At 55.0% G+C, this 25,832-nt stretch carries 20 protein-coding genes; 10 read left to right on the plus strand and 10 right to left on the minus strand.

What is annotated here, in order from left to right; translation table 11 throughout:
- Nucleotides 1-170: 170 nt before the first annotated feature.
- From ABD971_RS14080 to ABD971_RS14090, 3 genes are all read left to right on the plus strand, one after another.
- A complete protein-coding gene (locus ABD971_RS14080; RefSeq protein ID WP_345323012.1) occupies nt 171-1,889 on the plus strand; it encodes a matrixin family metalloprotease in 1,719 nt (572 codons plus the stop codon).
- A 113-nt stretch (nt 1,890-2,002) separates the two neighbouring features.
- Nucleotides 2,003-2,881 carry a M28 family peptidase gene (locus ABD971_RS14085; protein WP_345323014.1) on the plus strand — a complete coding sequence of 293 codons (879 nt, stop codon included), beginning with the start codon at nt 2,003-2,005 and terminating at the stop codon, nt 2,879-2,881.
- Nucleotides 2,882-3,471: 590 nt separating this feature from the next.
- A complete protein-coding gene (locus tag ABD971_RS14090; protein ID WP_339941891.1) occupies nt 3,472-4,881 on the plus strand; it encodes an MFS transporter in 1,410 nt (469 codons plus the stop codon).
- An 82-nt stretch (nt 4,882-4,963) separates the two neighbouring features.
- Here ABD971_RS14090 and ABD971_RS14095 read toward each other — a convergent pair whose 3' ends face one another.
- Entirely contained in the window at nt 4,964-9,553 is a 4,590-nt protein-coding gene (locus ABD971_RS14095; RefSeq protein ID WP_345323017.1) for a DUF6797 domain-containing protein, read from the minus strand.
- A gap of 196 nt (nt 9,554-9,749) precedes the next feature.
- On the minus strand, nt 9,750-11,246 hold the full coding sequence (locus ABD971_RS14100; RefSeq protein ID WP_345323019.1) for a neutral/alkaline non-lysosomal ceramidase N-terminal domain-containing protein: 1,497 nt from the start codon (nt 11,244-11,246) through the stop codon (nt 9,750-9,752).
- 385 nt (nt 11,247-11,631) lie between these two features.
- On the opposite strand from ABD971_RS14100, the gene ABD971_RS14105 reads away from it, so the two are divergent.
- Nucleotides 11,632-12,135 carry an SET domain-containing protein gene (locus tag ABD971_RS14105; protein ID WP_345323021.1) on the plus strand — a complete coding sequence of 168 codons (504 nt, stop codon included), beginning with the start codon at nt 11,632-11,634 and terminating at the stop codon, nt 12,133-12,135.
- Between the two features lie 99 nt (nt 12,136-12,234).
- On the opposite strand, the gene ABD971_RS14110 is transcribed toward ABD971_RS14105, so the two are convergent.
- Nucleotides 12,235-12,405 carry a hypothetical protein gene (locus tag ABD971_RS14110; RefSeq protein WP_339941887.1) on the minus strand — a complete coding sequence of 57 codons (171 nt, stop codon included), beginning with the start codon at nt 12,403-12,405 and terminating at the stop codon, nt 12,235-12,237.
- A gap of 738 nt (nt 12,406-13,143) precedes the next feature.
- On the opposite strand from ABD971_RS14110, the gene gdhA reads away from it, so the two are divergent.
- From gdhA to ABD971_RS14125, 3 genes are all read left to right on the plus strand, one after another.
- A complete protein-coding gene (gene gdhA / locus ABD971_RS14115; protein WP_345323024.1) occupies nt 13,144-14,481 on the plus strand; it encodes an NADP-specific glutamate dehydrogenase in 1,338 nt (445 codons plus the stop codon).
- Nucleotides 14,482-14,598: 117 nt separating this feature from the next.
- Entirely contained in the window at nt 14,599-14,988 is a 390-nt protein-coding gene (locus ABD971_RS14120) for a prenyltransferase/squalene oxidase repeat-containing protein (protein WP_345323026.1), read from the plus strand.
- Nucleotides 14,989-15,251: 263 nt separating this feature from the next.
- Nucleotides 15,252-15,917, plus strand: coding sequence for a hypothetical protein (locus ABD971_RS14125; protein WP_345323028.1), 666 nt, complete (start codon nt 15,252-15,254; stop codon nt 15,915-15,917).
- 35 nt (nt 15,918-15,952) lie between these two features.
- On the opposite strand, the gene ABD971_RS14130 is transcribed toward ABD971_RS14125, so the two are convergent.
- The 4 genes from ABD971_RS14130 to ABD971_RS14145 form a co-directional block, all read right to left on the minus strand.
- Nucleotides 15,953-16,756, minus strand: a complete 804-nt coding sequence (locus tag ABD971_RS14130) for a DUF4198 domain-containing protein (protein WP_345323030.1) — start codon at nt 16,754-16,756, stop codon at nt 15,953-15,955.
- A gap of 60 nt (nt 16,757-16,816) precedes the next feature.
- Nucleotides 16,817-17,347, minus strand: a complete 531-nt coding sequence (locus ABD971_RS14135; protein ID WP_345323032.1) for a DUF2271 domain-containing protein — start codon at nt 17,345-17,347, stop codon at nt 16,817-16,819.
- A gap of 20 nt (nt 17,348-17,367) precedes the next feature.
- Nucleotides 17,368-18,015: a PepSY-associated TM helix domain-containing protein gene (locus tag ABD971_RS14140; protein WP_345323034.1), complete on the minus strand. Its 648-nt coding sequence runs from the start codon at nt 18,013-18,015 to the stop codon at nt 17,368-17,370.
- Nucleotides 18,016-18,078: 63 nt separating this feature from the next.
- Nucleotides 18,079-18,600, minus strand: a complete 522-nt coding sequence (locus ABD971_RS14145) for a DUF1559 family PulG-like putative transporter (RefSeq protein WP_345323036.1) — start codon at nt 18,598-18,600, stop codon at nt 18,079-18,081.
- 122 nt (nt 18,601-18,722) lie between these two features.
- On the opposite strand from ABD971_RS14145, the gene ABD971_RS14150 reads away from it, so the two are divergent.
- Nucleotides 18,723-19,064, plus strand: a complete 342-nt coding sequence (locus ABD971_RS14150) for a hypothetical protein (RefSeq protein ID WP_345323038.1) — start codon at nt 18,723-18,725, stop codon at nt 19,062-19,064.
- 245 nt (nt 19,065-19,309) lie between these two features.
- On the opposite strand, the gene ABD971_RS14155 is transcribed toward ABD971_RS14150, so the two are convergent.
- From ABD971_RS14155 to ABD971_RS14165, 3 genes are all read right to left on the minus strand, one after another.
- The gene (locus ABD971_RS14155; RefSeq protein WP_345323040.1) at nt 19,310-19,888 is read right to left on the minus strand and encodes a DsrE family protein; all 579 of its coding nucleotides are present in this window, start codon (nt 19,886-19,888) and stop codon (nt 19,310-19,312) included.
- A gap of 274 nt (nt 19,889-20,162) precedes the next feature.
- Nucleotides 20,163-23,306, minus strand: a complete 3,144-nt coding sequence (locus ABD971_RS14160; RefSeq protein WP_345323042.1) for an efflux RND transporter permease subunit — start codon at nt 23,304-23,306, stop codon at nt 20,163-20,165.
- Nucleotides 23,303-24,517 carry an efflux RND transporter periplasmic adaptor subunit gene (locus ABD971_RS14165; RefSeq protein WP_339941878.1) on the minus strand — a complete coding sequence of 405 codons (1,215 nt, stop codon included), beginning with the start codon at nt 24,515-24,517 and terminating at the stop codon, nt 23,303-23,305. The genes ABD971_RS14160 and ABD971_RS14165 overlap by 4 nt, the downstream gene beginning before the upstream one ends.
- 116 nt (nt 24,518-24,633) lie before the next feature.
- Here ABD971_RS14165 and ABD971_RS14170 point away from each other — a divergent pair, with 116 nt between their 5' ends.
- Together ABD971_RS14170 and ABD971_RS14175 are read left to right on the plus strand one after the other, a co-directional pair.
- Nucleotides 24,634-25,119: a MarR family winged helix-turn-helix transcriptional regulator gene (locus tag ABD971_RS14170; RefSeq protein WP_339941877.1), complete on the plus strand. Its 486-nt coding sequence runs from the start codon at nt 24,634-24,636 to the stop codon at nt 25,117-25,119.
- Nucleotides 25,116-25,805: an antibiotic biosynthesis monooxygenase gene (locus tag ABD971_RS14175; protein WP_345323045.1), complete on the plus strand. Its 690-nt coding sequence runs from the start codon at nt 25,116-25,118 to the stop codon at nt 25,803-25,805. The genes ABD971_RS14170 and ABD971_RS14175 overlap by 4 nt, the downstream gene beginning before the upstream one ends.
- Nucleotides 25,806-25,832: the final 27 nt, after the last annotated feature.

Consider the following 25,832-nt stretch of genomic DNA (forward strand, 5'->3'; position numbering starts at 1 on the left):
ATAGACGTCGTTCGGCGGATTCTTTCGAACCCTCCGGATCCGCTGAACGCGTGGACGTAGCAACTCGCGGCGTTGTAGTGGTTCTCCGTCAGTGCCCCCTGACGGGGAACCACGCGACGCTCCGTTTCCCCCTCCCTCTTGTCGTCAACCGAAACATTAGAGCCATTTGAATGAAACGACTATTTCGCAAACGGACATCGAAACCCGTTCGTTCAAAACAACGTCGCCGGTTGATGGCCGAGCCACTCGAAGCAAGACGCGTGCTGGCGGCGAGCTTCGGTTGGGACGGTCCCGGGTTGGGTGGGGCAGAGTTGACTTACACGATCAGCAACGCTCCGAGTTCGCTTTCGCAAGTCGAAGTCGATGCGGCCATTGAGACAGCGCTGGATGCATGGTCAAGTGTCGTCGATGTGACGTTTACCAAAGTCAACCAGACCGGACTGAGCGATTCGATTGACATCTCGTTTGCGAATATTGATGGCGGCGGTGGTACGCTGGCGCAAGCTTATTTCCCTGATGATGTGAACCCGGCACGAATCGCGGGAGATATCCAATTCGACACATCCGAGATTTGGGAGGTCGGTAACTCGTTGGGCAATCAAGCGTTCGATCTTGTCTGGGTCGCCGCTCACGAAATCGGACATTCACTCGGGCTGGACCATTTGGCGGATCTTGGTTCGGTGCTTCAGCCGTCTGTTTCACCGAACCAACAGTTCACTGGGCTGGACTCCAGCGACGTTGCCGAAGCGTTAATGCTGTATGCCCCGTCCACAGTCACCGAAACGAGTGATGATCCCGTCGTCGACACTCCCATTGATGACACGCCGGTTGACGAGAGAACCAACGAAGATCCAAGTAGTACCGACGATACAGACACAACGGATGCGGATATCCCCGAAGCCGCACCGGATGACACGCCCGACTCTGAGGACGATCCGTTTCCACGGCGACGTTGGCGTCGCGGCGGAAATTGGCACCGCTGGGGAGGCCGGCTCGAAGCGGATGTCCCCGAGAACCATAATCTCTACGCCCCAACGGACGCCAACAATGACGGTTCGACATCGGCACTGGACGCGTTGGTAATTATCAACCAATTAAGCCGCAACAACGATTTGGTGAGCGGATTTTCTGATGTCAACGGCGACGGATCCGTCACGGCGCTCGATGCCTTGTTGGTGATTAACTCACTGGTTCCGGCGGAAACGGAAGGAACGAGTGAGTCGATTGTGGGCGCCGATGTGGTCGCCGAGCAAGGGGATTCGCTCCAAGACAGTGTCGAGAATGAAGAAAGTGTTGAGAACGAAGACAGTCTCGACATTGAAGACGAGTTCGAGAACCAAGACGACATCGATCTGACGAACAATACGCCTTCGGTAGGCAGCGACGACGACACGGACGTGGTGACGGACGACGATAGCTCCGACGCAGACGATAGCCTCGCTGATGACGACAGTGCCATTGACGATGGCGGGTTGACCGACCAGGACGGGGAAGATGACGATGATTCCGCAATTTGTGATCACGAACGTTTCTCTCCCTTGGGTCGCCCCCATCATCGCTTTGAGCGGCAACCACCGTTCCGAGTTGGTTTCGATCAATTGCTCGCTCGTTATGATGCAAACGAAGACGGCTCGCTCAGCGAAGAGGAATTGCCAGAGACGGTTTGGAGTCGCTTGTCGGACGATGACGTCGACGCCGATGGTTTAATCAGCTCGGATGAATTCGCTGCTTGGCTCGACACTCGGGAAACCAAGATCACGATTCCCTCGGCGGAGTCGACGCTGACAACAATGTCACCTCCAACATCTTTCCGCACGACCACCAGCGCTGCGAATTTCGACAGCCTCTTTGCTCAACTTGGGCGACGTGATGGCCGGGGCCGCCGCTAAACGAACTCCTTTGTTTCACTTTGACGTGGCCCGCTTGGGACTGTATTTTCGGTGCAACACCAGCCTAAGCGGCAAGTGAACCGAAGCACGATTCCCCAAGAGCGTCCCTGCTGATGAGCGATGAAATCGAAGCCAATCTTCGTCTGCATGTCGATCGACTCGCCGGTTTGATCGGTCCTCGCACGCTCGATCGTCCAAAGTCGATTAAAGCGACGACCGGTTACATCGCAGGCCAATGGAACGCGATGGAATATGACGTTCAACAGCAGCACTACGATGCAATGGGCACGCCTGCGACAAACTTGTTCGTGCAGAAAAACGGAACGAAGCGATCCGACGAGATCGTTCTGTTAGGTGCCCACTACGACACGGTTGCGGGAACCCCCGGTGCGGACGACAACGCGTCAGCCGTCGCGGTGATGATCGAAGTCAGCCGGTTGTTACGGCAACACACAGGCAAACGCACGGCGAGGTATGTTGCGTTCACGTGCGAAGAGAAGCCGTATGGCGATTTCGATGCGATGGGCAGCCAGCACCATGCTCGTCAAGCAAAACAACAGGGCGAGAAAATTATCGGGATGCTGTGTCTCGAAATGGTCGGATATTTTCGTGACGAGATTGGATCACAAAAAGTACCGCCATCGATCCCCAGGCCGCTTCATCGGCTGTTTCCCAAACGAGGCAATTTCTTGGCTGCAGTCGGAAACCCGGCCTCGTGGAAACTGAATTGGCAATTTCGACGCGGATTCAAATGCGGTACCAAGATGCCGCTATTCTCAATCGTGCTACCGGAAAAGGTCAGCGAGATCCGTCGCAGCGACAACAGTTCGTTTTGGGACCATGGCTTTGCGGCGCTGATGTTGACCGACACCAGCTTCTTACGCAATTCAAATTACCATCAAGCTTCGGACACCCCCGAAACGCTCGATTACAAACGGATGAGCGAAGTCACGCGTGGAGTCGCAGCCGCGATGACACGACTTTTACGGTAATGAAATCTTGTTAGGTCGCTTTCCGGTCCATTCGCTTCGGTGCCTTGGTTGCTTGACCGCCGTTGCTGAAAATTGCAGTGGCGATTGGGGGGATTTGGTTGTTGTGGCTCGCCAACCGATGGCCGATTCCAACGCTTTGCGAAGTTTGGTTGAACTTTGCAAATGCGACTCGTCCCAGCCTTGTTGAGATTCCCTCGTCGTGTTGAAATCATCGTGAACCCCGAAAACGATGCAGTGTCATAAGATGGGATCGGTAAAGGATCGCTGATTCCGCGTTGCTCACGCCCCCCATCACCCGAGACTGCGGATTGCTTTTGCCGGTTTGGCTAACACTATGAAGCATTACCTCCTTAGCTGGTTTGTGCAATTTAGCGTAGTGGAAGTCGCCAAGACTTTCGTTCCATGACGTATGCCCTGCGAAACTCTTGGCGAGTTTCCCTACGAAATGCTGTACAGTGTTGGCTGCATCGCGAGGACGAGACGCCACAGGAAAAAAGTTTTCTCGGGTTGATCCTCAAATGCATGCAAACGATTTCACCCGATTTCGTTGCCTGCGAACCGTCTTCTTTTTCAATGCAAGCGAAATGTGAATGTCCCAATCGGAATCGAACGACACGACGGGTTACAACGAGCGGCTTATCTTGCTTGTATTGGCGACCGTTCAATTCATCACCATCGTCGACTTTATGATTGTGATGCCTCTCGGCCCCCAATTGATGAGGGTATTGGATATCAATCCTGCGGCGTTTGGGCTAATCGTATCGTCTTACACGTTTGCTGCGGGTGTGGCCGGTTTGGTCGCGTCGGCGACCGTCGATCGCTTTAGCCGAAAAACTGCATTTCTGGTGCTGTACGCTGGCTTTATTCTTGGCACGTTGTTGTGTGGACTCGCCCCCAACTATGGAACTCTCGTGTTTGCTCGAGTGCTAACGGGAGCGTTCGGCGGGATTTTGGGGGGAATCTCGATGGCCATCATTGGTGACGTTTTCCCCGACAGCCGTCGCGGACGTGCGACAGGGGCGATGATGACCGGTTTTGCGATCGCGTCGGTGGCGGGCGTTCCATTGGGGTTGGTGATCGGGAACCAATTTGGCTGGAATATGACGTTCATCGCGTTGGCCATTTCGGGAGTACCGGTTTTGTTCATCGCGGCGTATGCGCTGCCCAGCTTGAACGCCCACTTTGGCGAAGCTCATTTGCACCCGCTTGAATCGATCCGCAGAACGTTCACGGTGCCGAACCACCTGAACGCTTTCGCATTGATCATCGCGTTGACCTGCAGCGGATTTTTGATCTTCCCCTACATCAGTGCCTATTTTGTCGGGAATATTGGAATGTCCGAACAGCAGTTGCCTTGGGTCTACATCGCTGGCGGTGCGCTGACGTTCTTCGCCTCGCCGATCATTGGCCGCTGGGTGGACCGAGCCGGGAAATTGTTCGTTTTCCGAGTCATTGCGCCTCTTTCGGCGGCACTGATGTTCGCGATCACCCACTTGTATGCGGGGGGGATTTTGCTTGCGATTTTCGTTTTCGGCGCTTTGATGGTTTGCAACGTGGGGCGAATGATCCCCGCCATGGCCATGATCACTGCGAGTGTGGCGCCGCGACATCGGGGTGCATTTCTTAGTGCCAACTCATCGGTTCAGCATATCTTTGGTGGGGTCGGTGCCTACGTCGGCGGTTTGTTCGTGACCCAAACCGGTGAAGGTGCGGCATTAGAAGGCTTCGGAACCGTCGGATGGATCGCAGCGGCCGTGGGAATGACCAGTATTTGGTTGGCGGGCAGATTGCGCAGCGGTGAAGGAGACGAGGTGATTTCTGCGCCGGAATTGTCACTGCCCTTGGCTGCCGAAGCCGCGTTGGACGCTGGTCAACCGATCATTGCGTTTGTCGATGGGCCCACCGAAGTAAACGAAGTGCGTCTAAAGTCAGTTCACCCTGAACTGCGTCGCGAGGGGGCACAACACTGTCCCCAGCGACCGCGTGACGCGATCGATTGAATGTGTGGCGTCATCAACAACGCGTCTCTATAACACGAGGCGTGCAGCGATTGGCCAGCATACGCCCTGGTCAACCGCTGTTTTATTGAGCGGTTTGTTCCACCACCATCACGCCGTTCATCACCATCCAGTGCCCCGGAAAGGTGCACAGAAAGGGATACCGACCGGGGGCGGCCGGCGCGATGAAATTGATCGTCTGCGATTGTCCTGGCGAAACGATATCGGTGTGGGCAATGACTTGGTCTGATTCCGGAATGTATTGCCGAGCAAACGCATTCGGATTGGCGATCATTTGATTGCCAAGCTCCCCGACATGTCGCAGTGCACCACGTTGCACCAGCACCCAATTGTGGGGAACGACATCTGGATTCGACAGCGTCACGGCTAATGCTTCGTTGGCTCGTACACTGAATTCTCGAGTGGCATACGTTAGATTGCTGCCGGTTTCAATTTTGATCTCTCGAGCGTCCGTGATTTTTTGAGCCCATGGGTTTGCGACTCGTTCTGACATCGATGCCATATCCACCAATAACGGATGAGCCGCGATCTGCTTTTCACTCGGTTGATACCCGGCGAAATCGCTAAACGGCTTATCCAATTGGTGCACGGTGACGAACAGGTCTTGGCCATTACCGGCGGGATTGCACGATGCTGTCTTGTCATCGTTCACGTGCATTCGCAGGTGTAGTTGGTTTACCGGTTGCAAGTCAGGGATCTCCAAAAACAACGAACGTCGATCCGATAAGACGTGAGCCGATTGTATTCGCAGCGGATCGTGTCCGGCGGTTCCCGGATGCGTTGTCGAGTATTCGGGCGATCCATAACCGCCGCTGTAACGATAGTTCCAACATTGAGCGAAATGCCGCGTGGGATCGCTGGCGATCGCTTCATCGATAGGCAATGCAAAAGTAACACGGATACCGTTTTCATAGGTGTGAAAACCAACCGGGACCTGTGCCGCAACCCCGGTGTAACGCACACGTTGGAAACACCCATCATCGCGAGTGTACGATCCCCATCCCGTCATCCCAGATACATACAATTGCCCGTCGCGAGGGTGAAAGCGGCCGCGATGGACGCCTGACAAGAAATCGCCGGTTAAGGGGACGATTGCCCCTTGCAGTTGATCATCGACCTTGTCGCGGAGCACGGCAAACCAGGTTCCCGTGCCAAACGAAAAATGCAGCAACTGGTCTGCGAGCGGACCGAACGCGTCACTGTCGACATAGGCCTGGCCGCCACTAGAGTTATCCAGACCTCGCGGCAAAAACGCCAACGGCAATTCGGGCGGCTTGCCCTGCTTGGGGCCGCCATAGCCGTAATGAGGGCGGTCATCGGTAACCGGCATCGTGGATTGCGGAACCGCATGGATCGCCGACGCGGGAGTCCACCCGCCCTCGGAAACCGGAACGGTTAATGTCCCGTTGGGCAGGATTCCCAAGCCATCGGGGTTACGAAACCCGGTGGCGATCACGTCCACCTTTTTTCCGTCCGGCGAAATACGCAGCAGTCCCTGATTGCCCGAGGCGGTGTAAAAGTTGCCTTGTTCGTCACGTTGCAAACCACAGATGAAATCATGTCCCGCGGGCGAGGTTACAAACGCATTGCTGAAACACTCGTAGAAGTCAGCTTCACCGTCGTTGTTGACGTCCGTCAGACGTGTCAATTGGTCTCGGCATTGTACGTAGACTTTCCCGTCGGCAACGACCAATCCCAACGCATGGTGCAGCCCCGAAGCAAAACGCGTCCAGCGTGCCACTCCGCCGTCATCGGATGCCGCATCAATTCCATTGACTCGCCACACGTCCCCCTGCATCGTGCAGACTAACGCACTGCCATCGGGAAGGAAGTCGTGGCCGCCACAAAAGACGAGTGCGTTCCACGGGTTATCGTTCGGTAGTTCGATCGTATCGATAGCGTAGGGACGCTGTGTGCCCCGAGTGATCTTTGTCTCGAGAATCTCGGGCCACTGCTGCGGTCCTCCGGTGGTCACATGCCCCAGCGGATGCTCATCCTGCGGCGCAACGTCTCGGACAAACTTGCCCTCGTGAACCCAAGCGGAATCGAGATACTTTACATCGCCAATGGTGTAGGCGAACACAACACGCTTGCCGTGTCGGTAAAAGCCATGGTACTGAAACGATCCATCGATTTTTTCTTGCGTTGGCGCCGCAATCAATTTGCCATCGGGACGCAATCCGCCAACGAATCCGAAGCGAACCGAGTCAAATTTGACAAAACCGCCGGTCCACACCGCGTCAAACGACAGCGTGTCGGGATTAAAGCAAGCCGACATCTCATCATCGTCACCAAGTCGCACGCAAACGCCGCGTGGCACCGTGATTCCGTTAGCTCGGAAGACCCCCGCCTGCACCGAACCGAGCCGTGTGTCGTTCCAGCGATCATCGCCCCAATCAGGTTCGCTCTGATTTCCCCAATGCCCCTGCTCGCCTCCATCCAAGCCCGGATAGGGCGAGATCAACATCGGCGGATGCGGCTGTTGGCGAAAATGTTCCGCTTGTTTCGTGTAGAAATCGTACAATCGGTCACGGTTCACCGGATGGGTTGCATGAGGCCAATTCGCAGGAACAAGTGGCGTGGTCGTCTGTGGTGACTCGGCTGGACCGTGCATTTGGCTATGAGCGATCGCGTGCTCGATTGTTTTAGAAATGGGGACGCTGTCGCGGCCAAGTTCGCCTAAGAAGCGGATCAAGTCCGCTTGTTGTTGACGTGACATTGCCGCAGTCAATCCGCTCGGCATCACCGATCCCGCGGCGATTTCCTCTTCGATTTCATCGATGGCAATGGCAGTCAACTTGGCCGAAGCAGTGTCTCGGATAACCACCTGCTGGTCGTTCGAGCTGTGTTTGAATCCGGTCATGACACTGCCGTCTGCTGTCAGCAACTTCCACGTCATAAACTTTTCTGCCACCTCGCGTTGCGGCCAAAATACCGATTCGACGATCTGCGACAATGTGCGATCTTTGGCTATCGTGGACAAATCGGGCCCGACGGCTCCCCCATGCGCACCGATTTTGTGACAGGACAAACATGCCAATTTTGCGTCAGCAAAGACGCTGGCTCCTCGCACCGCGTCGCCCGATTCTTTCGACTCGCGAATAATCCGTGCTACCGCTTTGGTGTCATAGGGAAGCTCAGCCGCGTCGGGCGTTTGCGAGATCGTCAGCGGTTCGGAATCGAGTGCACTGTGATGATCCCATCTGGGCGACTCTTCCGCCTGCGTGCTGCCCAATTTCCACAATCCAATCGTTGCATCATCACGAGACACATCAAGAATCGGTTTTGACGAGATCTCGCGGACTCCGCCGGAAATCCGAACCCATTGAATTTCGCCGTCAAATCGAAAGCCGCGTTCGACAAGCCGGCCGATACCCAAGGCTCCAGCCACACTCGGTCGGCTCTTGTTAGCGACGATCGATTGATCCGCGACTTGTTCTGCATCTACATACAGTCGAATGCGATTCGGTTCATAGATCATCGAGATTGTGTGGGGTTTTCCATCGCAAATCATCGCACCGGTATGAACATGGTCCGGAGTCTTGCCAGGCAGGTAGGCGGTCAGTCGTCCGCTGCCATTCATCGAGAACAGTTCCCAGTGATCCGATGATGCTTTGGGATCGCTTGCGACGAGGATGTTATAGCGATCGTGGCTGTGAATCGACGCGCGGACTTCGACGGTGATGGGCGGATTTCGATAACCTTCGGCGCCGGGGAAGATGCGTCCCGAACGAGCCCCGGCGGAATCGTCCGGTTTGACATAATTTGCCGGAGTCGGCGGCAGCGGTCCCGCACTGCCGCGATCGTCGAGTTCCCGGCGAATCCACTTCAGCCCTTCGCGGTTCTCGATCAGCGAATCGTGTGCATCAAGCTCATTTCGATGATCAAGAATCCCGATCGGCCCTTGATAACCGCTCTCCACGACGACGCGAATCATCTCCAATTCGTGTTGTCCTTTGCCGATACCGAGAATCTTGGGCTGCTCGTTCGGGTTCATCCCATTCAGATTCAAGCAGTGCAGGTACGGCTTCATCAGGGTAAAGGAAGCGGCCCAGTCGGTGATGTGCCCGTGAGCGTGGTGGAAATTGTAAACGATGCCAACATGATCCTGGCCGAGCTCGTGCAAACGCTGACAAACCGCGACAAGATTCTGTGGCTCGCCTCCCCAACCGCCGTGGTTGTAAAGAGCCAGCGGGCAGCCGATCGACGCTGTGCGTTTGGCCAGCGGAAGCATCTGCTGCGCCGCGGCTTCGACCTTGGCTGCTTGGTTATCACCGCCATTATCGCGAAGCGTCTGCCAAATTTGAGGATGCATCTCGTATTTCTGAAACAACTTGAATGCTTCTTCGTGTTCCCCCCAAAAGGCAAAGAAATCGATGCCGTGTTTCTGGTACTCCAATATTTCTTGTTCGAAGGTCGGGACATGCTGGGCACGCCAATCGTAGGCGGCTCGGGTGATCCCGAGTTCCTTTAACATCGCGGCGCGCTCCGCTGGAGTGCGTTTTTTTGCGTCAAAGGGAACGATGCACCAAGCCACAAGATTACCGCGGCGTAGCACATGCTCGTCCTCCGCTGCGGTCGTTGGAATTGCCCAACAAGCCGTAAAACAAATCGCGAGCAGGGTGATGCGGCCTAAAAAGGGGGCTCTAGCCATGATTTTGCAGTAAAAGGGGGGGCGATCGCGATTGCACCGAAGAAGAATCACAAATCGAAAGGGGGGGAGAGGGGCAAAATTGTAGCATGTTTACGCCACTTGGACGAACCTCGCACGAGCGTTTTTTCTACCGCCCTATGGTGTGATCGCGATGCTCTGCCATGTCCTGAATTTGAATACTTCTCAGCCCCGGTGCTCACAAGGTTTCCATCGCCGCTTGACGCAACAACGTGATTGCCGTTTCGACCAAAATCTCGCCGCTGCCCGGCTTGACGGTTGAATTGGTGACCTCATAGCTGCCGCTCGCATAGGCGGCACGGTGCGGGACGTAGATTGTTTCCACCACATTGGATAGTTCTATCACGATGGTCGTGCGAAACGGCGAGGCCTGTTTGATGGCCAGTCCCAGTTCGACAAACACTTCACCCGGAAGACACACAATGGCCACGTCATGTCCGATCGTCATCACGGTCACATCGACGGGCAAAGTGTCGCCGATTCCCGCCAACGATCGACTCATTCCCCAAGTAAGATAGTCGGCTGGCGTGGCGTGCGGTTTTTCATGGCGTAGTTGGTCAAGGATCAAGTTTTTGTAGGCGGTCACATGATCAAAAAAATCGACTTTGTTGCCGCTTTTAACGAGATCGATGGTCTGGATACTTCGTTGCACCTGTTCCGCGGTAGCCTCTTGCAATGCCAACGGTACGACCTTTGATTTCACCGCGAGCTGAGTTTCCGTGATCGGTGTCAGCTGAGCGAGTTCGTCGCGGATCGAGCTGCCGATCGAATTGCCGATAAAGTCCGCCTTGTTCCGAACACTCGACGCAGGGTTACTGTGGTTGATGTCGCCACAACAACCGGCACCAAAAATGGACACCACATCGTTGCCCAATGCCTCACGCAACGAACGCTGGATAAAGTACGGATAGTCCGCACTCCACTTCATCCCTCCGACGGTATCGAGATGCAACGCAAAATTGCTGAGGATGCCGCGAGTCGTACTGTTGTCGGGGTCACGGATCGCGAGCAAACCGATCTGGGGATCGATAGGGCCAGCGGCACGGATGCGGTTCGGGTTCGACTCGGATTGCCAAGTCAGAACGCTGCCGTCTCGCATCACCGAGCGGCGATTGAACGACACCGGGGTGACCTGGGTTGCGACACCGGTGGCCAACGCCGCAGGCTTCGCATTGGCATACGCTTGGACGATCGCATTGACAGGTTCGCTAATCAGTTTCTCGATATACTTTGCGCGTAGTGGCAGTTGTTGCTCTTTGCCTAGATACAAATACAACTCCTTCATGTAATCCGGAGCGGTATGCGAGTGGGTTGCCGAGATCACGATGTGATTAGCTGGTATGCCCGTTTTCTGCGACGCTAGATTGCGAACTTCACGAGACAAGTCGCTGGCGATGCCGATCAGATCGCAAACCACCAACGCAGCCGCCGTGTCGCCGTCGCGAAACACAATCGCTTTGGCCTTCAGCGGATCAATCGTCCCCTCGGCCAACCGTTCGTGATAGTACCCGGCCATCGGAAATCCCGTCGGCGGCGTGATATCCACTTCCGCAATGCCGACTTGCAGCGATCCACTTACGCTCGACGCCTCTGGCAATGAGTCTGCGCCGCGTGTGGTCGTAGCAATTAAGATGGCCGAACAGCCAAGGATCAAAAGAGTGGAGGCTAGACGCATGGCAGGGAACCCTTTCGCGGCGACGCAAACGCAGTCGTGAGGTAGGTTTGTTGGGGGGCGGGGTGTCGAGACCAAAAGCATACACGGTTCTCCACACGTCTGCTTCAAAAAGCATGTCCGGACTTCAACGCCTCAGGGCGGCTGTGATCCGCACCGTTAAGAGAGCTCGTCGGATCTCCGGCAACGTCTCTTTTTCGATACGATTGTCATCAACAGCCCGTTGATCGCATGGTTCGCCCACTATCCCAGCAAGACAGACTGTTTTAGTCTTGGCTTCCGAATCGCCTTGCGATAATTTTTTTGCAAGCTCGGCGCTCGACGGCCTAGCAACGACGGGCAGGCCACCACACGGCATCCCCACTTAGAATCCGCAACCTTGTGCACAATGAAAAAGAAATCCGGTAAGAAGCGTCGCGAAAAGCTTCAGCAGAAAGTCGATGAAATTCACGGCTACCGAAGCTATCACGACGACGATGTCGAAGTTCGCAAAGGCAAATATGGCCTCGGCGTCTATGCGGTTCGTCAATTTTTACCCGGCGAGTTAGTGTTCGAGGTCACCGGACAGCTACTGTCTCATGAACACTACCATGGTTCCAACTATGTCATGGAACTAAACGAGACTTGGTATCTCGAGCCAACGATTCCAGCGGCATTTTTAAATCATAGCTGCAGCCCGAATTCCGAGTTGGTGCAGCTTACCAAACACTCACTCGGGCTAGTTGCAATCTGCAATATCGAACCCGAGTCAGAGATCGTGTTTGACTATCAGTGGGAGCCTCACGAAGGCACCCCCCAGTGCCGCTGTGGCGCTCTGAATTGCCGCGGTTGGGTGGTCGAAGCCGACTCCGTTCACAAGATGGAAAAATCTCGCAAGAAAGCGAAGAAGTAAAAGCGTGGCAACGATGCCGAGGCGAACCGATCGCGTGGTGAACCCGATTTGTGGATCCCTCTAACGCTTCGACGACACTGATCAAATCAAGTCGGTTGCTTATTCAGGAACGTGCGGCGTGACAGGAGGATTTTCCTCCTGTTGTTGACGCGGCGTGGATGCTCCCTCTTTCGCTTGCCCATCCAAGTCATTTGTGGGAACCACCACTTTAAAGACAAGACCGTGATTGGTCTGGATGGTGACCTCACTGTTTCTAATTGCAATCGCCACAATTGTTTCCTTCGAAGAATTGGCACACAACAACGCACTCGAACTTTCTTGTCAGAAAGCAAACGTTGTTCCAAACATTCTCGCGTGAGTGGTTTTGATCTGTTTTGTGAGCCGAGCCACCCTAGCAGTGCTACGGATCGTCTAAATAGCGTGTCGGCGGCGGTTTAAATAACGTTAATCTGTCAACGCAAGGTTACATCGCGTCACTTAAAGCTGACACTTGGCGGCGGACGCGATCGGGGTTGCCTTCTCGGTGCTGGCAAAATATGCACCAACGAGAAAAAATGTCGCCATCAAGGCACGGCGGCAATCATCTGACACTCGATCATGGGGTGTCGCCGGGATTCGGTCGGCACGGCGACGGTCACTTCGCAGCTGCCTTGGCTAGACGCTTTGGCGAACGCGGCGAAGCAGTTTCTCCTATAAGAGGTTGTGCATTTTCAGCGTGGCGGAATTCGTCAATAGTTTCGTTCGATTGACGCACGCCCCCCGAAACTCTTGACGAGTTTCGCTACGAAATGCTTCACAGCGCTGCGTTTTGGCGTTATCCGCAGATTCGTCACCATCCGATCGTGGTGGGGGCCAAAACGGTTAACGAACCTGGTGCTGCGGTTGGAACACCGGCATGCCAGTTGCTTTCCCGGTGCAAGAATCGCACCGATAGCATTCGGTCGTTCGGTTTGAAAATCAATCTTTGTGCAGACACCCCCCCGACGCATCCTACATCAGAAAGTCACGATGGACGAAAAGCTAGAGTCAGTCTTTTGGAACGTTCAACAACGCAACCATGGCGAAACAGAATTTATCCAAGCGGTTCGAGAAGTTTTCTCTTCGATGGGACCGGTATTGTCAAAGTACCCTCGCTTTTCCGAGCAAAAGATCATCGAACGTATCTGCGAACCTGAGCGTCAGATCATCTTTCGCGTCCCATGGCAAGACGATCAAGGACACGTGCATATCAACCGCGGCTTTCGCGTGCAGTTCAACAGCGCACTTGGCCCCTACAAAGGTGGTTTGCGGTTCCATCCATCGGTAAATTTGTCGATCATCAAATTTCTAGGGTTTGAACAGATATTCAAAAACGCGTTGACAGGGTTGCCAATCGGCGGAGGAAAAGGAGGCAGTGACTTTTGCCCCAAAGGCCGCAGCGACGCCGAGGTCATGCGGTTCTGTCAAAGCTTCATGACGGAACTGTGTCGTCATGTAGGGGAATATACCGATGTTCCTGCTGGTGACGTCGGAGTCGGGAAACGCGAGATCGGATACCTGTTTGGACAATACAAACGCATCAGTAATCGCTACGAGTCGGGCGTGCTGACCGGCAAAGGTCTACGCTTTGGCGGCGCCCTGGTTCGCACCGAAGCGACCGGATATGGATTAGGCTATTTTGTTCAAGAGATGCTGGGTGCCAGATCCCAATCACTTGATGGCAAGACTTGTATCGTTTCCGGTTCTGGAAATGTCGCAATCTATGCGATCGAAAAGGTGACGCAACTCGGTGGACGCGTGGTCGCCTGTTCCGACTCGAGCGGTTACATCTACGATAAGGCGGGAATCGATCTGCCGACACTAAAGCAAGTCAAGGAAGTGGAACGCGGGCGGATCCGGCGGTATTGTGAATTTCGAGAGGACGCCCGTTATCATCGCGATGGTAACATCTGGAAGACGAAATGCGACGTTGCGTTACCGTGTGCGACGCAAAACGAGTTGACCGGAAAGGATGCCGCGACGCTACTTGAAAATGGATGTATTGCGGTTGCCGAAGGGGCGAACATGCCCACCACCCCCGAAGCAATCGAGTTGTTTATCGAAGCGGGCATCGCCTACGCCCCCGGAAAAGCCGCCAACGCGGGGGGTGTCGCAACCAGCGCACTGGAGATGCAACAAAATGCGTCTCGTGATACATGGTCGTTTGAATTTACTGACCGCAAATTGGCTTCCATTATGAAAGACATCCATGATCGCTGCCTGGCGACGGCCGACGAGTACGGCGTTCCAGGCAACTACGCGCGAGGCGCTAACATCGCCGGCTTTACCAGCGTTGCCGAGGCGATCGAATCACTGGGACTGATCTGAGTTGGGCTGATTAAGATCACGCATTTCAGCTGACGGCACATCGCTTGCTTTTCTCTGTCTCCACATGACTGCCGCAGGCAATAAATGCGGTAAACGTTAGTTTTTTGGAGACATTAGATGACTGGACGATGGAAATTTCACCGCGGACGACGGATTTTTGTCGCCGCGATCGCGGTTGGCATGACATGCTTCCCCGCCGTGGCCGAGGAGTCCAAAAAACCATCCGAATCCGAATCGCTGCGACAGGAAATTGTCTCCAATGGGCTTGCGTTTCTGGCGAAAATGGGGCAATCCGATGCGGGCACCTTTTCGGATAAAGTTGGCCCGGGCGTGACCGCATTGGCGATCACCGCCGCACTTCGCAACGGCCGCGGAACCGACGATCCAATGGTTGCCGAGGGGCTGAAGGCGCTCGAAGGCTATGTCAAGCCGGATGGCGGTATCTACGGGAACGGTCGATTGCGAAACTATGAAATGACAAGAATCTGGCGACCAGTTTTGCGTTGATGGCGTTGGCGTATTGCGAGTCGCGTGGCGACGCTCGCGTTCAACGACGAAGCAAATGGATTGGAAGTATTGGTGGGGACATTCACTTGACCGATTGGGGTAACGCTGCGAAGCGTTTTCATAGCGAGACTCGGCAAGAGTTTCGGCAGGCGCGTACGTCGTGGAACGAAAGTCTTGGCGACTTCCGCTACGGTGGGAGGGAGGAGATTTTGGGAATCAAAGTGAAAAGCATTTGGTGTGTTCAACTTGTATCTTTGACGACGATGCTGATTCTGTCCGTAGTGGACCCGTTGTTTGAAACCACGATCGAGTTCGCTTATTCCACGCCGAAACAACTCGTTTTGCACGTGGGGTGGCCGCGAGCGATCGTGATTGTAACGACAATTGTGGTGGCGCTCGCGAGTTTGATCACGCTGCTAACCGCAACGCTGGGCCGACGCCCGCATAGCCAAAACACTCGCTCCGTCCGCTCGCTGTTGGCGATTACCGCGATGGTCGCGTTGTGGTGTTCGCTCGCGATTCATCATGACGTGATCGCATGGCAAGCGAAACGAATCCGCTTTGCGTGCCGCGTTGATGAACTCGAGTCGATCGTCGCTCCCCTTCGAGTCGACTGGCCGACCACCGATGGCGAGTTGCCGACGATCGGGCCCTATATGGCTTACCCATTTGGTCGCCCTACCTCGTTGGTCCTCTTGCACTCGCCACGATTGGCGAGTGAGACGGTCTACGTGAGCGCGGTCGAGCGTGGCAGTGACGGATCGATCAAGTTGCAGTTGGCTGGGGTTGATGGCGGCGACTGGGCCGAATGGCATCCTCCGCAAGGCCGTCCCCAGTCATTCGTCGGTGGACTTTTGGATGCTCACGAATTGCAAGCCGTCTGCTCGATTGGATCTGGATGGTACCTGGTGCGGTACCAGCTCACCTGATCCCTAGAGCCTGATGTAGTCGTCGGGGCGGCTGCTTACTGAGGCAATACTTCGAGTGTTGCTGCATAACTCATTCGTCGACGCTCGGCATGGGAGATACTCGTAGCGTCATCTTCGCTATTAGTTTCAATCCAATACATCCCCGATTCCGGCCAAGTCACGGAAAATTCACCCCGTTCGTCGGTGGTAAACCGTAGTTCGTCTTGTTGGTTGCGGTACCGTGTTTCGCCGCGAATGACGGTGACTTGCAGATCACTTTGCGGTTTCCCATTGACCAACAAACGAAGCTTACACGTTTCCCCCGCGTACAAATCATTGGGGTGAGTGACCGGGACAAGCTCGACTCCTTTGCCAACGGGCTGCAACGCGGTTTCCGTGGGGGCTCCGTTAGTCACGAAGGTTTCAACGCGGCTCAAGCTCTCCGTGACTTGCAAGTTCTCGGCGGCGGCGGGAATTGCATTGGCGATCTCGGATGCACTGCCACGCCATCGTCGCCGCTCACCCCCCTCTTCCCAACTGGCAAATGCACCATGATTGACAATCGCGATACGATACGTCCCTCGTTGATTCAGCGACAAATCGAACACGCTGCGATACTTTCCGGTCGCACCGTTCTCTGCTTCCACGACGCTACCATCGGGGGCGGTGATGACGAGGCCATCCAGACGCAGTGGAAAGTGATTAAAGTAAAACAGATCGTTCGAGACAGCGGCATCCACCGTGATCCACGGCTCCGTTCCCGAAAGCACGGTTTGCGATGGACGCAACCAAACTTTATGACAGAAACCGGTGGGGGCGAGTAAAACAACGATCAACGAAGCAAAGAAGAAGCGGGACATAGGTTCTCTTTTAGACATGGGGGTGAAATTAAGTTCGGCGTAAGGACATTCACAAAGTTTTTACGGATTTAAGGTCAGCGAGACTTCACCAAGCTCGGTTTCGCCGGACGCCCTGTGAGTCGTTGCCTTCGCGGGCGGCCATGAGAACGGGATTTGCACCATTTCACGACCGCCGACTTCGCGAGCGGCTTCGACAATCAGCTCGTATTCGCCGGACTCGAGTTCCGCCAGTCGCTTGTCATTGCTTGCGAATTTCAACGTATGTGGGCCTGCCGGGCGGGTTGCCCCGGTGACCCCGTCCACGGGCAGTTCAAGAATGCGTCCCGAGCGACGCCACCATTGGCGAAGGTCGGGAAGCCACTTCGTTCCCTCGCCTTCATTTCCCTTTTTCATTTGGTACCAAACAGCCAAATTGGCGACCACGTTGCGGTTTTGGTCTTGAACCCAGACCGCAACGTAGGGGCGATGGTACTCCGAGACATTCAGTTTGGGGATTTCAACGGTGGCTTCGAGTTTGACGGTGTCGTCGATCGCGCTCGCGATCGAATTGAAGCCAAGGGTCAGTAGCGCTGCGGTTAACAAAAGTTTCATTTGCTTCTTCGGTCAGAGTGTCAGTGAATGAACAAGATGATCAAGATCCAAGGGGCGATTAATCCGAGCGCTACCAACGGCCATGTCCATCGTCGATGCGTGGCGCGTTCATAAAGTAACAACAAGCCAGTGATACAAAACACCAATGTGGCGACGGCAAAGACATCAAGAAACCAGCTCCATGCGACTCCGGTGTGACGGCCCTTGTGTAGATCGTTGAAAAAGGAGATCCATCCGCGGTGGGTTGATTCAAATTCCACAGCGCCACTGCTGCGGTCGATCGCAAGCCAGGCGTCTGATCCCGGGCCCGGCATCGAAAGATAGACCTCGTCCTCGGACCAATCTGCTTGATGGTTGGGAATCGAAATCGCAAGTTGATTGCCGATCCATTCCGAGACCGCCTCAGGTAACTCGGCGGAGTCTTCGTCAATGGACAATGCGATGGACGCTTGTAAACGAGGCGGCAACACCTCGGACCAAGTTCGTGTTGTCGGGGTCGTTTCGATCTGCGACGCATGGTTCAGCGTGATCCCGGTGATCGCGAACAAAATCATGCCCACCAAACTGATCGCCGAACTCATCCAGTGGGAATGGATCAGAAAACGTAGCCAGACGGATCGTCGACTGCGGCTTCGTTTGGGGTTTGGGGCGGAATTGGTTGAGTCCATACGTGTTTCTCTTCAATGGATCGAGTGCCTCGCGAATCGATATTTCAGCGGTGCGTCGTGGGCTCAGACGATCACGCTGGATCGCGACAAAAACGCTCCGTCGACTTCGCAACCCGCACGCAACCACAACGCATGCAAGGTTTCGCGATCGAGGCAGTGGTGCTGGAGCAAAGAAGCGGTGCCTGCAGCCTCATGAAGATCGGCCGGAAGTTCGTCCGTGTTGGGATGCCCTATTTGTTTTTCAAAATCAATCAACTCGATCAGGTTCTGCTGTTGCAGAAACGGCAGTATCTTGGCCATTGACGAATAATCGTTGATGTCACCAATCCCCGAAGAGCCGGCGTTTGGGAATTGGGCTTTAAATTCAAAGGCATCGTTATGATGTCCCAAGCCGATCTGTTTCGAATGGTTGCTGCAGGACATTCGCCGCGCCGGTTCGCGAGCAGCTTGGACTGCGAGCAACAACCCAGCGACCAACACGCCGATGATCACAACAACCACCAGCAGCCCAACAAGCGTGAACGCGGATCGTTTCGTGTAGGACGTGGGCGTAAACGAGCTAAGGCAAACACTGTAATCAGGCATCCAAATTCTCTAGCCAGAGACACACGAGTTAAGAGATCACCCCCCAAGACACGCGCAGTTCACCTTGCTGGTGATCTGCGGCTTTTGGATAGGGACCGAGCGTGGCTGGCTAAAGGGCAAGGATGAGCCCGTCGCTTGCTGCGTCGTCGAAATCGACTGATACTGAGAATCAGTCGCAACAACATGGCAGATCCGAGATTCGGCTACAAGGGGATGCGCTGCACTATTTTGCAAACGTGGGTTGGATCGACCGCGAAACAAGTGGGGGCTTGGCGATCATGTCTTTGGCAGTCGCGGACACCGTGATCGCAGCGGGTCGCTCGCGGACTTGCAAGTTTGGCGTGATGGGGGCGCATGGCATCCCACGAAGCCAATTGGTTCGTGTGGTATTTGCCGAAACGAATTTGATTGGACTCTCGGCGTGTTTGCGGAGCCTAAAGTACTGTTCGGAAATAACTTCGTGATTCCAGTTTTGTTACAAATCACGCGGCAAGTGTTTTCTCTGTAGTGGACGAGGCTACGAGTCCCGTCGTGCCACTGAGTCGCTGGGACTCGTAGCCTCGTCCACTACATCCGAAGTACATGTCATTCGGGTAACATCTTGGAAATGACGAAGTTATTTTCGAATGGAGCCTCAGCTTCGCTGTGATAGTGGCATGGGGATGACGCTATACGGAGGCTGCTTCATCGTCACTTGCCAATTCCCCCCTTACTTGAAGGGAATGTAGGCGTAGCCAGACATCTGCAACTGGATGTTCGCGGTCGCGGCAGAGACGGCGACTTTGACCTCCGGCAACACCTCGTCGGTCGCAAATCCATGATGCGCCAATGCCTGGCCACAGACCACAATTTCGACTCCCGCGCCGGTCAATGTTTTGACGATCTCGCGGTTCGGGTTCTTGGCCTTGCCCAAATCCTTTTTGTAGGACGATGCATGTTTTGAAAACGCTTCATCCGAAAGTGCCGCGGTGGTCGCCGGGCCGTGCAGAATAACCGTCATGTTAAAATCGTGGTCGGTGCCTGCATCGGCTGCGGTGTATTGATTCAGGATCAAGGCAGCTCGATCTAGCCCCAGCAACACGCCTCCCTCCATCTTATCGGACGTTATATCGAGGATCACTTTGGCACTTCGCTTCGGCTGGTAAGCCGCGTTGGGCAAAACAACGACACCGCCGTGATCTTTCACCACGGGGTGCTCGTAGCGAGGATCGCCGGTCGGATCACCGGCTCCGGCGGTGGAGGAAACCAGAAACAGGGTCAATGCCATGGCAACGATGGTGGTTTTCATCAATAGGACTCCTCGGGGTGGTCGCGGGAGCGAGAATCAAGCGTTAACAAACGATGCTTGTTCTGCAGTGCAAAGTGTCTTAGACGAGCTTGCAAATAACGAGCCAATCAAACGAACACCACGCATTCCCAGGCACCTGTCTGGGAATGCACTGCACACCGAGGCCCCCGTCTGGACGCCTCGAGCTTGTGTTTTTGTCTCGCTTACCGGCAGCAGCCTGCAGTTTCTCGGGTTCCCAAGTCAGCCAGCCTGGGAACCAAGGGGGGAACGTGGACTATGAAACCAGCTCGACGGGTTCGGGTTGCTTCGCTGGAGGTTGCCGCAGCTCGCTGATCCACTGAAAGACAACGTAGAACACAGGGGTGAAGAAGACCGCCAGGACGGTCGATGTGATCATTCCGCCGCACACCGCCGTTCCCAGTGAACGCCGACTCGCGGCTGCCGCCCCGGTCGCAAAGACCAGCGGCAAGACGCCCAAAATAAATGCGAACGAGGTCATTAGGATCGGACGGAAACGCATCCGCGACGCCGCCAGTGCCGCTTCGCGAATCGATTTGCCCTGCATCCGCAAATCACGAGCAAACTCGACAATCAGAATCGCATTCTTGCTGGCAAGCGCGATGATCAACACCACTCCAATTTGGACGTATGTGTTGTTGTCCATTTCCATCATCGAGATCGCAGCCACGGTGCCCAAAAGTCCGAGTGGCACGACCAGGATGACCGCAAACGGCAGCACCCAACTTTCATACAGAAACGCCAGTACGAGATAGACGATCAACACCGCCAAACCAAACACGTAGATTTCCTCACCCTTGGCTTGACTTTCTTGCAGCGAAACGCCGCTCCAATCAAAGCCGATGGACTCTGGGAATTGCTCCTTTGCCAAGCGAGCCATCGTTTGCAACGCTTCGCCCGAACTGGTTCCCGCCGACGCAGACCCGGTCACATTCGCGGACGGATACAGATTGAATCGACGGATGATCTGAGGTCCAAAAGTTTCGTCAACCCGGATCAAGCTGCCCAGCGATACCATTTCGCCCTTGGCATTGCGGACGTTCAAACGACGCACGTCATCCACCTCGTCTCGGTACGGCGCGTCGGCTTGCAGTGTGACGCGATAGGTGCGTCCGAATTTGTTAAAGTCATTGACGTACGCCGATCCCAATGCGGCTTGTAGCGTCGTAAATACCTCGCCGAGTTGGATCTGCATGCTAAGCACTTGGGCGCGATCGACATCCGCGTACAACTGAGGCACCCCGGCGCGAAACGTCGAGTTGACTCGTTCGAGTTCGGGCTGCTTCGCCGCACTGGCGAGCAACTCGTTGACCGCCTTTTGTAATTCATCTAGCCCCGCTCCTCCGCGGTCCTCGACTTGCATCTCGAAACCGCCACTGGTGCCTAAGCCTTGAATCGCCGGAGGCGGGATGACCAGAACGAACGCGTCTTTGATTGCGGCAAACTTCTGAGTGATCTGGCCAATCAGCGGTCCTTGTTGCAGTTCCGGCGTTGTACGTTCTTCCCAATCCTTCAATCCAATGAACATCGTCGCCGCGTTGGACGACTGGCTTCCTTCTAATAGCGACATGCCACCGAGCGTAAACCAAGTCTTTACGCCCGGCTGTTCCGCAAGGATCGCATTCATCTGTTCGACTACTTCGCGGGTCCGGTCCTGCGACGCCGCATCAGGCAATTGGATCGCCGTGATCAAGTACCCCTGATCTTCGGTCGGCAAAAAACCAGTCGGTACTTTTTGATACCACCACACCGTGCCCGCTGTGGTCAGCACAAACGCCAACATCACCACGGGCCAGCCACGGATCAGACCGCGAACGCAGAACACATAGAATGTTTCCACCCATCCAAACACGCGATTGAACCATCGCGACAAAAAGAACTTTTCGTGCTCGGGTTTCGCCGGTTTCAACCACAATGCACACTGAGCTGGCTTCAGCGTCAACGCGTTGACCGCGCTTAGAAACGCGGTTGCCGCGATCGTCAATGCAAACTGTCGATATAGTTGTCCGGTAATCCCCGCCAAAAACGCGGTCGGAATGAACACCGCCATCAACACCGCTGTGATCCCAATCACCGGTCCGGTGACTTCGCTCATGGCGCGAATCGTAGCTTCTTTGGGCGACTCGCCCCTTTCGATATGATGCGATGCGTTTTCGACAATCACGATCGCATCGTCGACCACGATACCGATTGCCAACACCAATCCAAACAAGGTCAGCAGGTTAACGGAAAAACCAAGCAGCGGCATGATCGCAAACGCGCCGATGATGGTCACCGGAACGGTCGTCGCGGGGATCAACACCGCACGCCAATTCTGTAGAAAGACCAAGATCACGATCAAAACCAACACACCGGCTTCGAACAGTGTCTTGTAAACTTCGTGAATCGCCGAGGAAACGAAGATTGTCGTGTCAAAAGGGATGTCGTACTGCAAGCCTTCAGGGAACGATTCGGAGAGGTCCGCAATCGCTGCCTTGACTCCCTCGGCGACATCCAATGCGTTCGCGCCAGGCAGTTGGTAAATCAAAACGCTGGCAGAACTGATTCCCCCCTTTTGCGCAAACGTGTCATAGGTTTGCGCCCCGAGTTCGACGCGAGCGATATCGCGGAGGTAGGTCAAACTGCCGTCCTCGCCGACTTTGACAATGATGTCCTCGAACTGTTTCGGATCTGACAATCGTCCCAGCGCCGTCATCGTGTACTGAAAGGCTTGCGAATCATCCAGTGGCGGTTGCGCGATTTGCCCTGCGGCGACTTGAACATTTTGTTGTCGCAACTGCGTCATCAGATCGGTGAACGTTAACCCTCGAGCATCCATCTTGGTCGGGTCAGCCCAGATCCGCATGCTGTACGCCCCGGTGCCACTGACGGTAACGTCACCCACACCCTCAACGCGGCTGAGTTCGTCTTTCAGACGCAGGTTGGCGTAGTTCGAAAGGTACAAACTGTCAAACGTGTTATCGGGCGAGGTCAGCGAGACGACCAGCAGAATGTTGGTCGACCGTTTTTGCACCGAGATCCCTTGTTGTCGTACATCCGATGGCAGAAACGGCTCGGCGAGTGCCACACGGTTCTGCACCAAGACCTGAGCTTCCTCGAGATCCGTTCCGACTTCAAATGTGACGGTCAACGAATAGCTGCCGTTGGATGACGATGTCGACTGCATGTACAACATGTTTTCGACACCATTGATCTGCTGCTCCAGAGGCGCGGCAACGGTGTCGGTCATCACCTGGGCACTTGCACCCGGATAGTTTGCGGTAACCTGAATCGTTGGCGGTGTGATGTTGGGATAGCGTTCCACCGGCAGATTCACCAGTCCGACGATCCCCAAGATCACCGTCATGAACGCGATCACGTTTGCCGCGACGGGACGGTTAATAAAGAAGTTGCTAATCACGACTTCGCTCCCTGAAGACGCACTTCGCTACCGGGCCGGATTTTCTGTAGTCCCGACGTTACCACCGTCTCGCCCGGTTTGACGCCTTCACGGATGACCGTCATGTCGTCAACGATATCGCCCATCTTGATGCTGCGACGCTGAACCTTGTTTCCATCGCCAACCACCATCACAAAACGACCTTGTTGATCCATGCCGATCGCCTTTGTGGGAACCAAAACCGCTTCGTATTCCGACGTGAACGGCGCTTGGATACGAGCGAACAGACCTGGCGAAAGTATCCCTGTGTCGTTGTTAAATGTCCCACGCACAAGCGTATTGCCACTGCTTGGGTCGGTGATATTATTGACAAAATTGATCGATCCTTCGTGAGGAAAACCGTCTTCGTTGGCTAGCCCCAAGCGGATCGGAATCGATGTTTGGCGAGCATCTTTGACCTCGCCCTCAAGCATCCGCTTTCGGTAATCGAGTACCGATTGCTCATCGACGTTAAAATCGACGTAGATCGGATCGACCGAAACCACGGTGGTCAGTATCGTCGTGTCGGCCGCGACCAGGTTGCCGCTGGTGACCAACGTGCGACCAAGCAGCCCATCGATCGGAGACCGGACACGGGTGTAGTCGAGATCCAGTTGATTGCGGGCAACGGTCGCCCGCAGGTTCTCGATCTGGCCTCGTAGTTCAGCCACCGCCGCAACGGCTTGGTCGTATTCCGCGGCGCTGGTGGCATTGCGATCAAGCAACGCATCGGAACGCGACAGATCCTTGTTGGCTTGTTTCAGTCTCGCTTCGGCCGCTTCGAGTGATCCTTTTGACTGCTGTAACGCCAACTCATAAGGCTGAGGATCAATCATAAATAGCAGATCTCCCTGCTTGACCAGCTCGCCTTCGTTGACGTTCACCTCGGGGATCAAACTGCTCGAAGTCGCATCCGTTTTCGCGGGTTCGGCCGGTTGCACACGGTCGCTGTCGGCCGAGCGGGGGCTCTGCAGCAGATACCCGCTTACGCGAGCACGGATTTCCACTGAATTCACTGCTGCGGTGCGACCGGTGTATTCACGATAATCAATGATCTTTCGCGTCGTAGCATCTGCAGTCTCGACCTCGGGGACCGGCATCGCGGGAGCCTCGGCCGGCGGTGGACTCTTTGATTGACATCCTGCCACCGCGATTAGCAGCAAACTGAATAACAGGTTTGACGAATGTTTCATTGTGTTTAGCCGAGGGGAAAGCGGATAAGCGCAGCGAGTGTCCCCAATGCTCCCCGCTTGACCGCTGATGTTTTACGCGTAAACTATTTGCGCGTCAAGTACCTTGGAAGAGCTCAATGCCCCCTCAAAACCTGCAAACCGAACTTTATCGCAAGCAACCGTTCGCTTCACTGCAACAAGAAACGCTCGTTAGCCTGCTCCGCACCGGTGACCAGCTCGAAAACCGACTCGCGAGATTCTTTCGTGATCACGACCTGACGCTAACTCAGTTTAATATGTTGCGAATCCTCCAAACGGAGGGGCGGCCGCTCACCTGCGGCGAGATCAAGCAACAGATGATTCAGGTCGTTCCGGCGATCACCGGTGTCGTCGATCGACTCGAGAAACAAGGACGGGTCGAGCGTCAACGTTGTAGCGAAGATCGCCGTGTGGTGTATGTCAGCATTACCCCGCAAGGCGAATCACTCTGCAATCAAGCGATTCCGATGCTCAAAAAACTCGAGTCGAGTCTGCTAAAGGGTCTCAGTCAAAAAGAGCTCAAGCAGATGATTGCACTTTTAGAAAAGACGCGAGAGTCGTTGCGAAAGGAGGAATGTCAATGAGTTTGCGGAGTGATACCCTGCCGCGACCAAAGCGATTCGTCCCTGGATTGGCTTGTCAGACGACTGCCGAAGCTGCAGCCAATGTGGATCCGGTTGCGAACCTTGACGCGTTGGAATCCACGCAGCCCGCGACGATCTTTGTCACCGCGTTTCCTAAAGCGGGCAAAGAGCGTGAGTGGGAACAGGCGATAGGCGACTTGATCCGCACGTCACTCACCTTTCCCGGACATCTTGGATCGCTAGTGCTGCGGCCGCAGCAATCGGGTGACCGACATTACCGCGTGATCTCGAAGTTCGATTCGGTCGAAAACATGCATCGCTGGCATCACTCGGCGGAACGCAAAGAGAAAGTCGCCCGACTGCAGCCTCTCGAAGGCAAACCCGCCGACATCCATCACTTGACCGGATTGGAAACATGGTTCGAGCTGCCGCATCACGACGGTGGTAATCTGACGGCGCCGCCGAAATACAAGATGGCGATCGTCGTCTGGATTGCGGTCTACGCGGCGGTGCTTCCGCTGGTCGGTTTCCTCAAACCCTACACGCTCTCGCTTCCTCCGGCGATCGGCAGTGCAGGAATTGCCGCGATCAGTGTCGCGATGATGACGTGGGGAGTAATGCCGCTGCTGACCTGGTTGTTTCAGAGATGGCTTTACCCGCCAGAAAACGCAAATCTCGATCAGTAACGGGGCTCGGTTACAGTGCGGACCAGG

The organism is Novipirellula rosea, assembly GCF_039541335.1.
Classification (GTDB): Bacteria; Planctomycetota; Planctomycetia; order Pirellulales; family Pirellulaceae; genus Novipirellula; species Novipirellula rosea.

Bases quoted from the DNA above. Each gene is read 5' to 3' on its own strand.
- ABD971_RS14130 (WP_345323030.1), bottom strand. From the start codon at position 16,756: ATGTCCCGCTTCTTCTTTGCTTCGTTGATCGTTGTTTTACTCGCCCCC.
- ABD971_RS14105 (WP_345323021.1), top strand. From the start codon at position 11,632: ATGAAAAAGAAATCCGGTAAGAAGCGTCGCGAAAAGCTTCAGCAGAAA.
- ABD971_RS14140 (WP_345323034.1), bottom strand. From the start codon at position 18,015: ATGGACTCAACCAATTCCGCCCCAAACCCCAAACGAAGCCGCAGTCGA.
- ABD971_RS14080 (WP_345323012.1), top strand. From the start codon at position 171: ATGAAACGACTATTTCGCAAACGGACATCGAAACCCGTTCGTTCAAAA.
- ABD971_RS14085 (WP_345323014.1), top strand. From the start codon at position 2,003: ATGAGCGATGAAATCGAAGCCAATCTTCGTCTGCATGTCGATCGACTC.
- ABD971_RS14100 (WP_345323019.1), bottom strand. From the start codon at position 11,246: ATGCGTCTAGCCTCCACTCTTTTGATCCTTGGCTGTTCGGCCATCTTA.
- ABD971_RS14145 (WP_345323036.1), bottom strand. From the start codon at position 18,600: ATGCCTGATTACAGTGTTTGCCTTAGCTCGTTTACGCCCACGTCCTAC.
- ABD971_RS14165 (WP_339941878.1), bottom strand. From the start codon at position 24,517: ATGAAACATTCGTCAAACCTGTTATTCAGTTTGCTGCTAATCGCGGTG.
- ABD971_RS14095 (WP_345323017.1), bottom strand. From the start codon at position 9,553: ATGGCTAGAGCCCCCTTTTTAGGCCGCATCACCCTGCTCGCGATTTGT.
- ABD971_RS14090 (WP_339941891.1), top strand. From the start codon at position 3,472: ATGTCCCAATCGGAATCGAACGACACGACGGGTTACAACGAGCGGCTT.
- ABD971_RS14135 (WP_345323032.1), bottom strand. From the start codon at position 17,347: ATGAAACTTTTGTTAACCGCAGCGCTACTGACCCTTGGCTTCAATTCG.
- ABD971_RS14155 (WP_345323040.1), bottom strand. From the start codon at position 19,888: ATGAAAACCACCATCGTTGCCATGGCATTGACCCTGTTTCTGGTTTCC.
- ABD971_RS14120 (WP_345323026.1), top strand. From the start codon at position 14,599: ATGACTGGACGATGGAAATTTCACCGCGGACGACGGATTTTTGTCGCC.
- ABD971_RS14175 (WP_345323045.1), top strand. From the start codon at position 25,116: ATGAGTTTGCGGAGTGATACCCTGCCGCGACCAAAGCGATTCGTCCCT.
- ABD971_RS14125 (WP_345323028.1), top strand. From the start codon at position 15,252: ATGCTGATTCTGTCCGTAGTGGACCCGTTGTTTGAAACCACGATCGAG.
- ABD971_RS14150 (WP_345323038.1), top strand. From the start codon at position 18,723: ATGAGCCCGTCGCTTGCTGCGTCGTCGAAATCGACTGATACTGAGAAT.
- gdhA (WP_345323024.1), top strand. From the start codon at position 13,144: ATGGACGAAAAGCTAGAGTCAGTCTTTTGGAACGTTCAACAACGCAAC.
- ABD971_RS14170 (WP_339941877.1), top strand. From the start codon at position 24,634: ATGCCCCCTCAAAACCTGCAAACCGAACTTTATCGCAAGCAACCGTTC.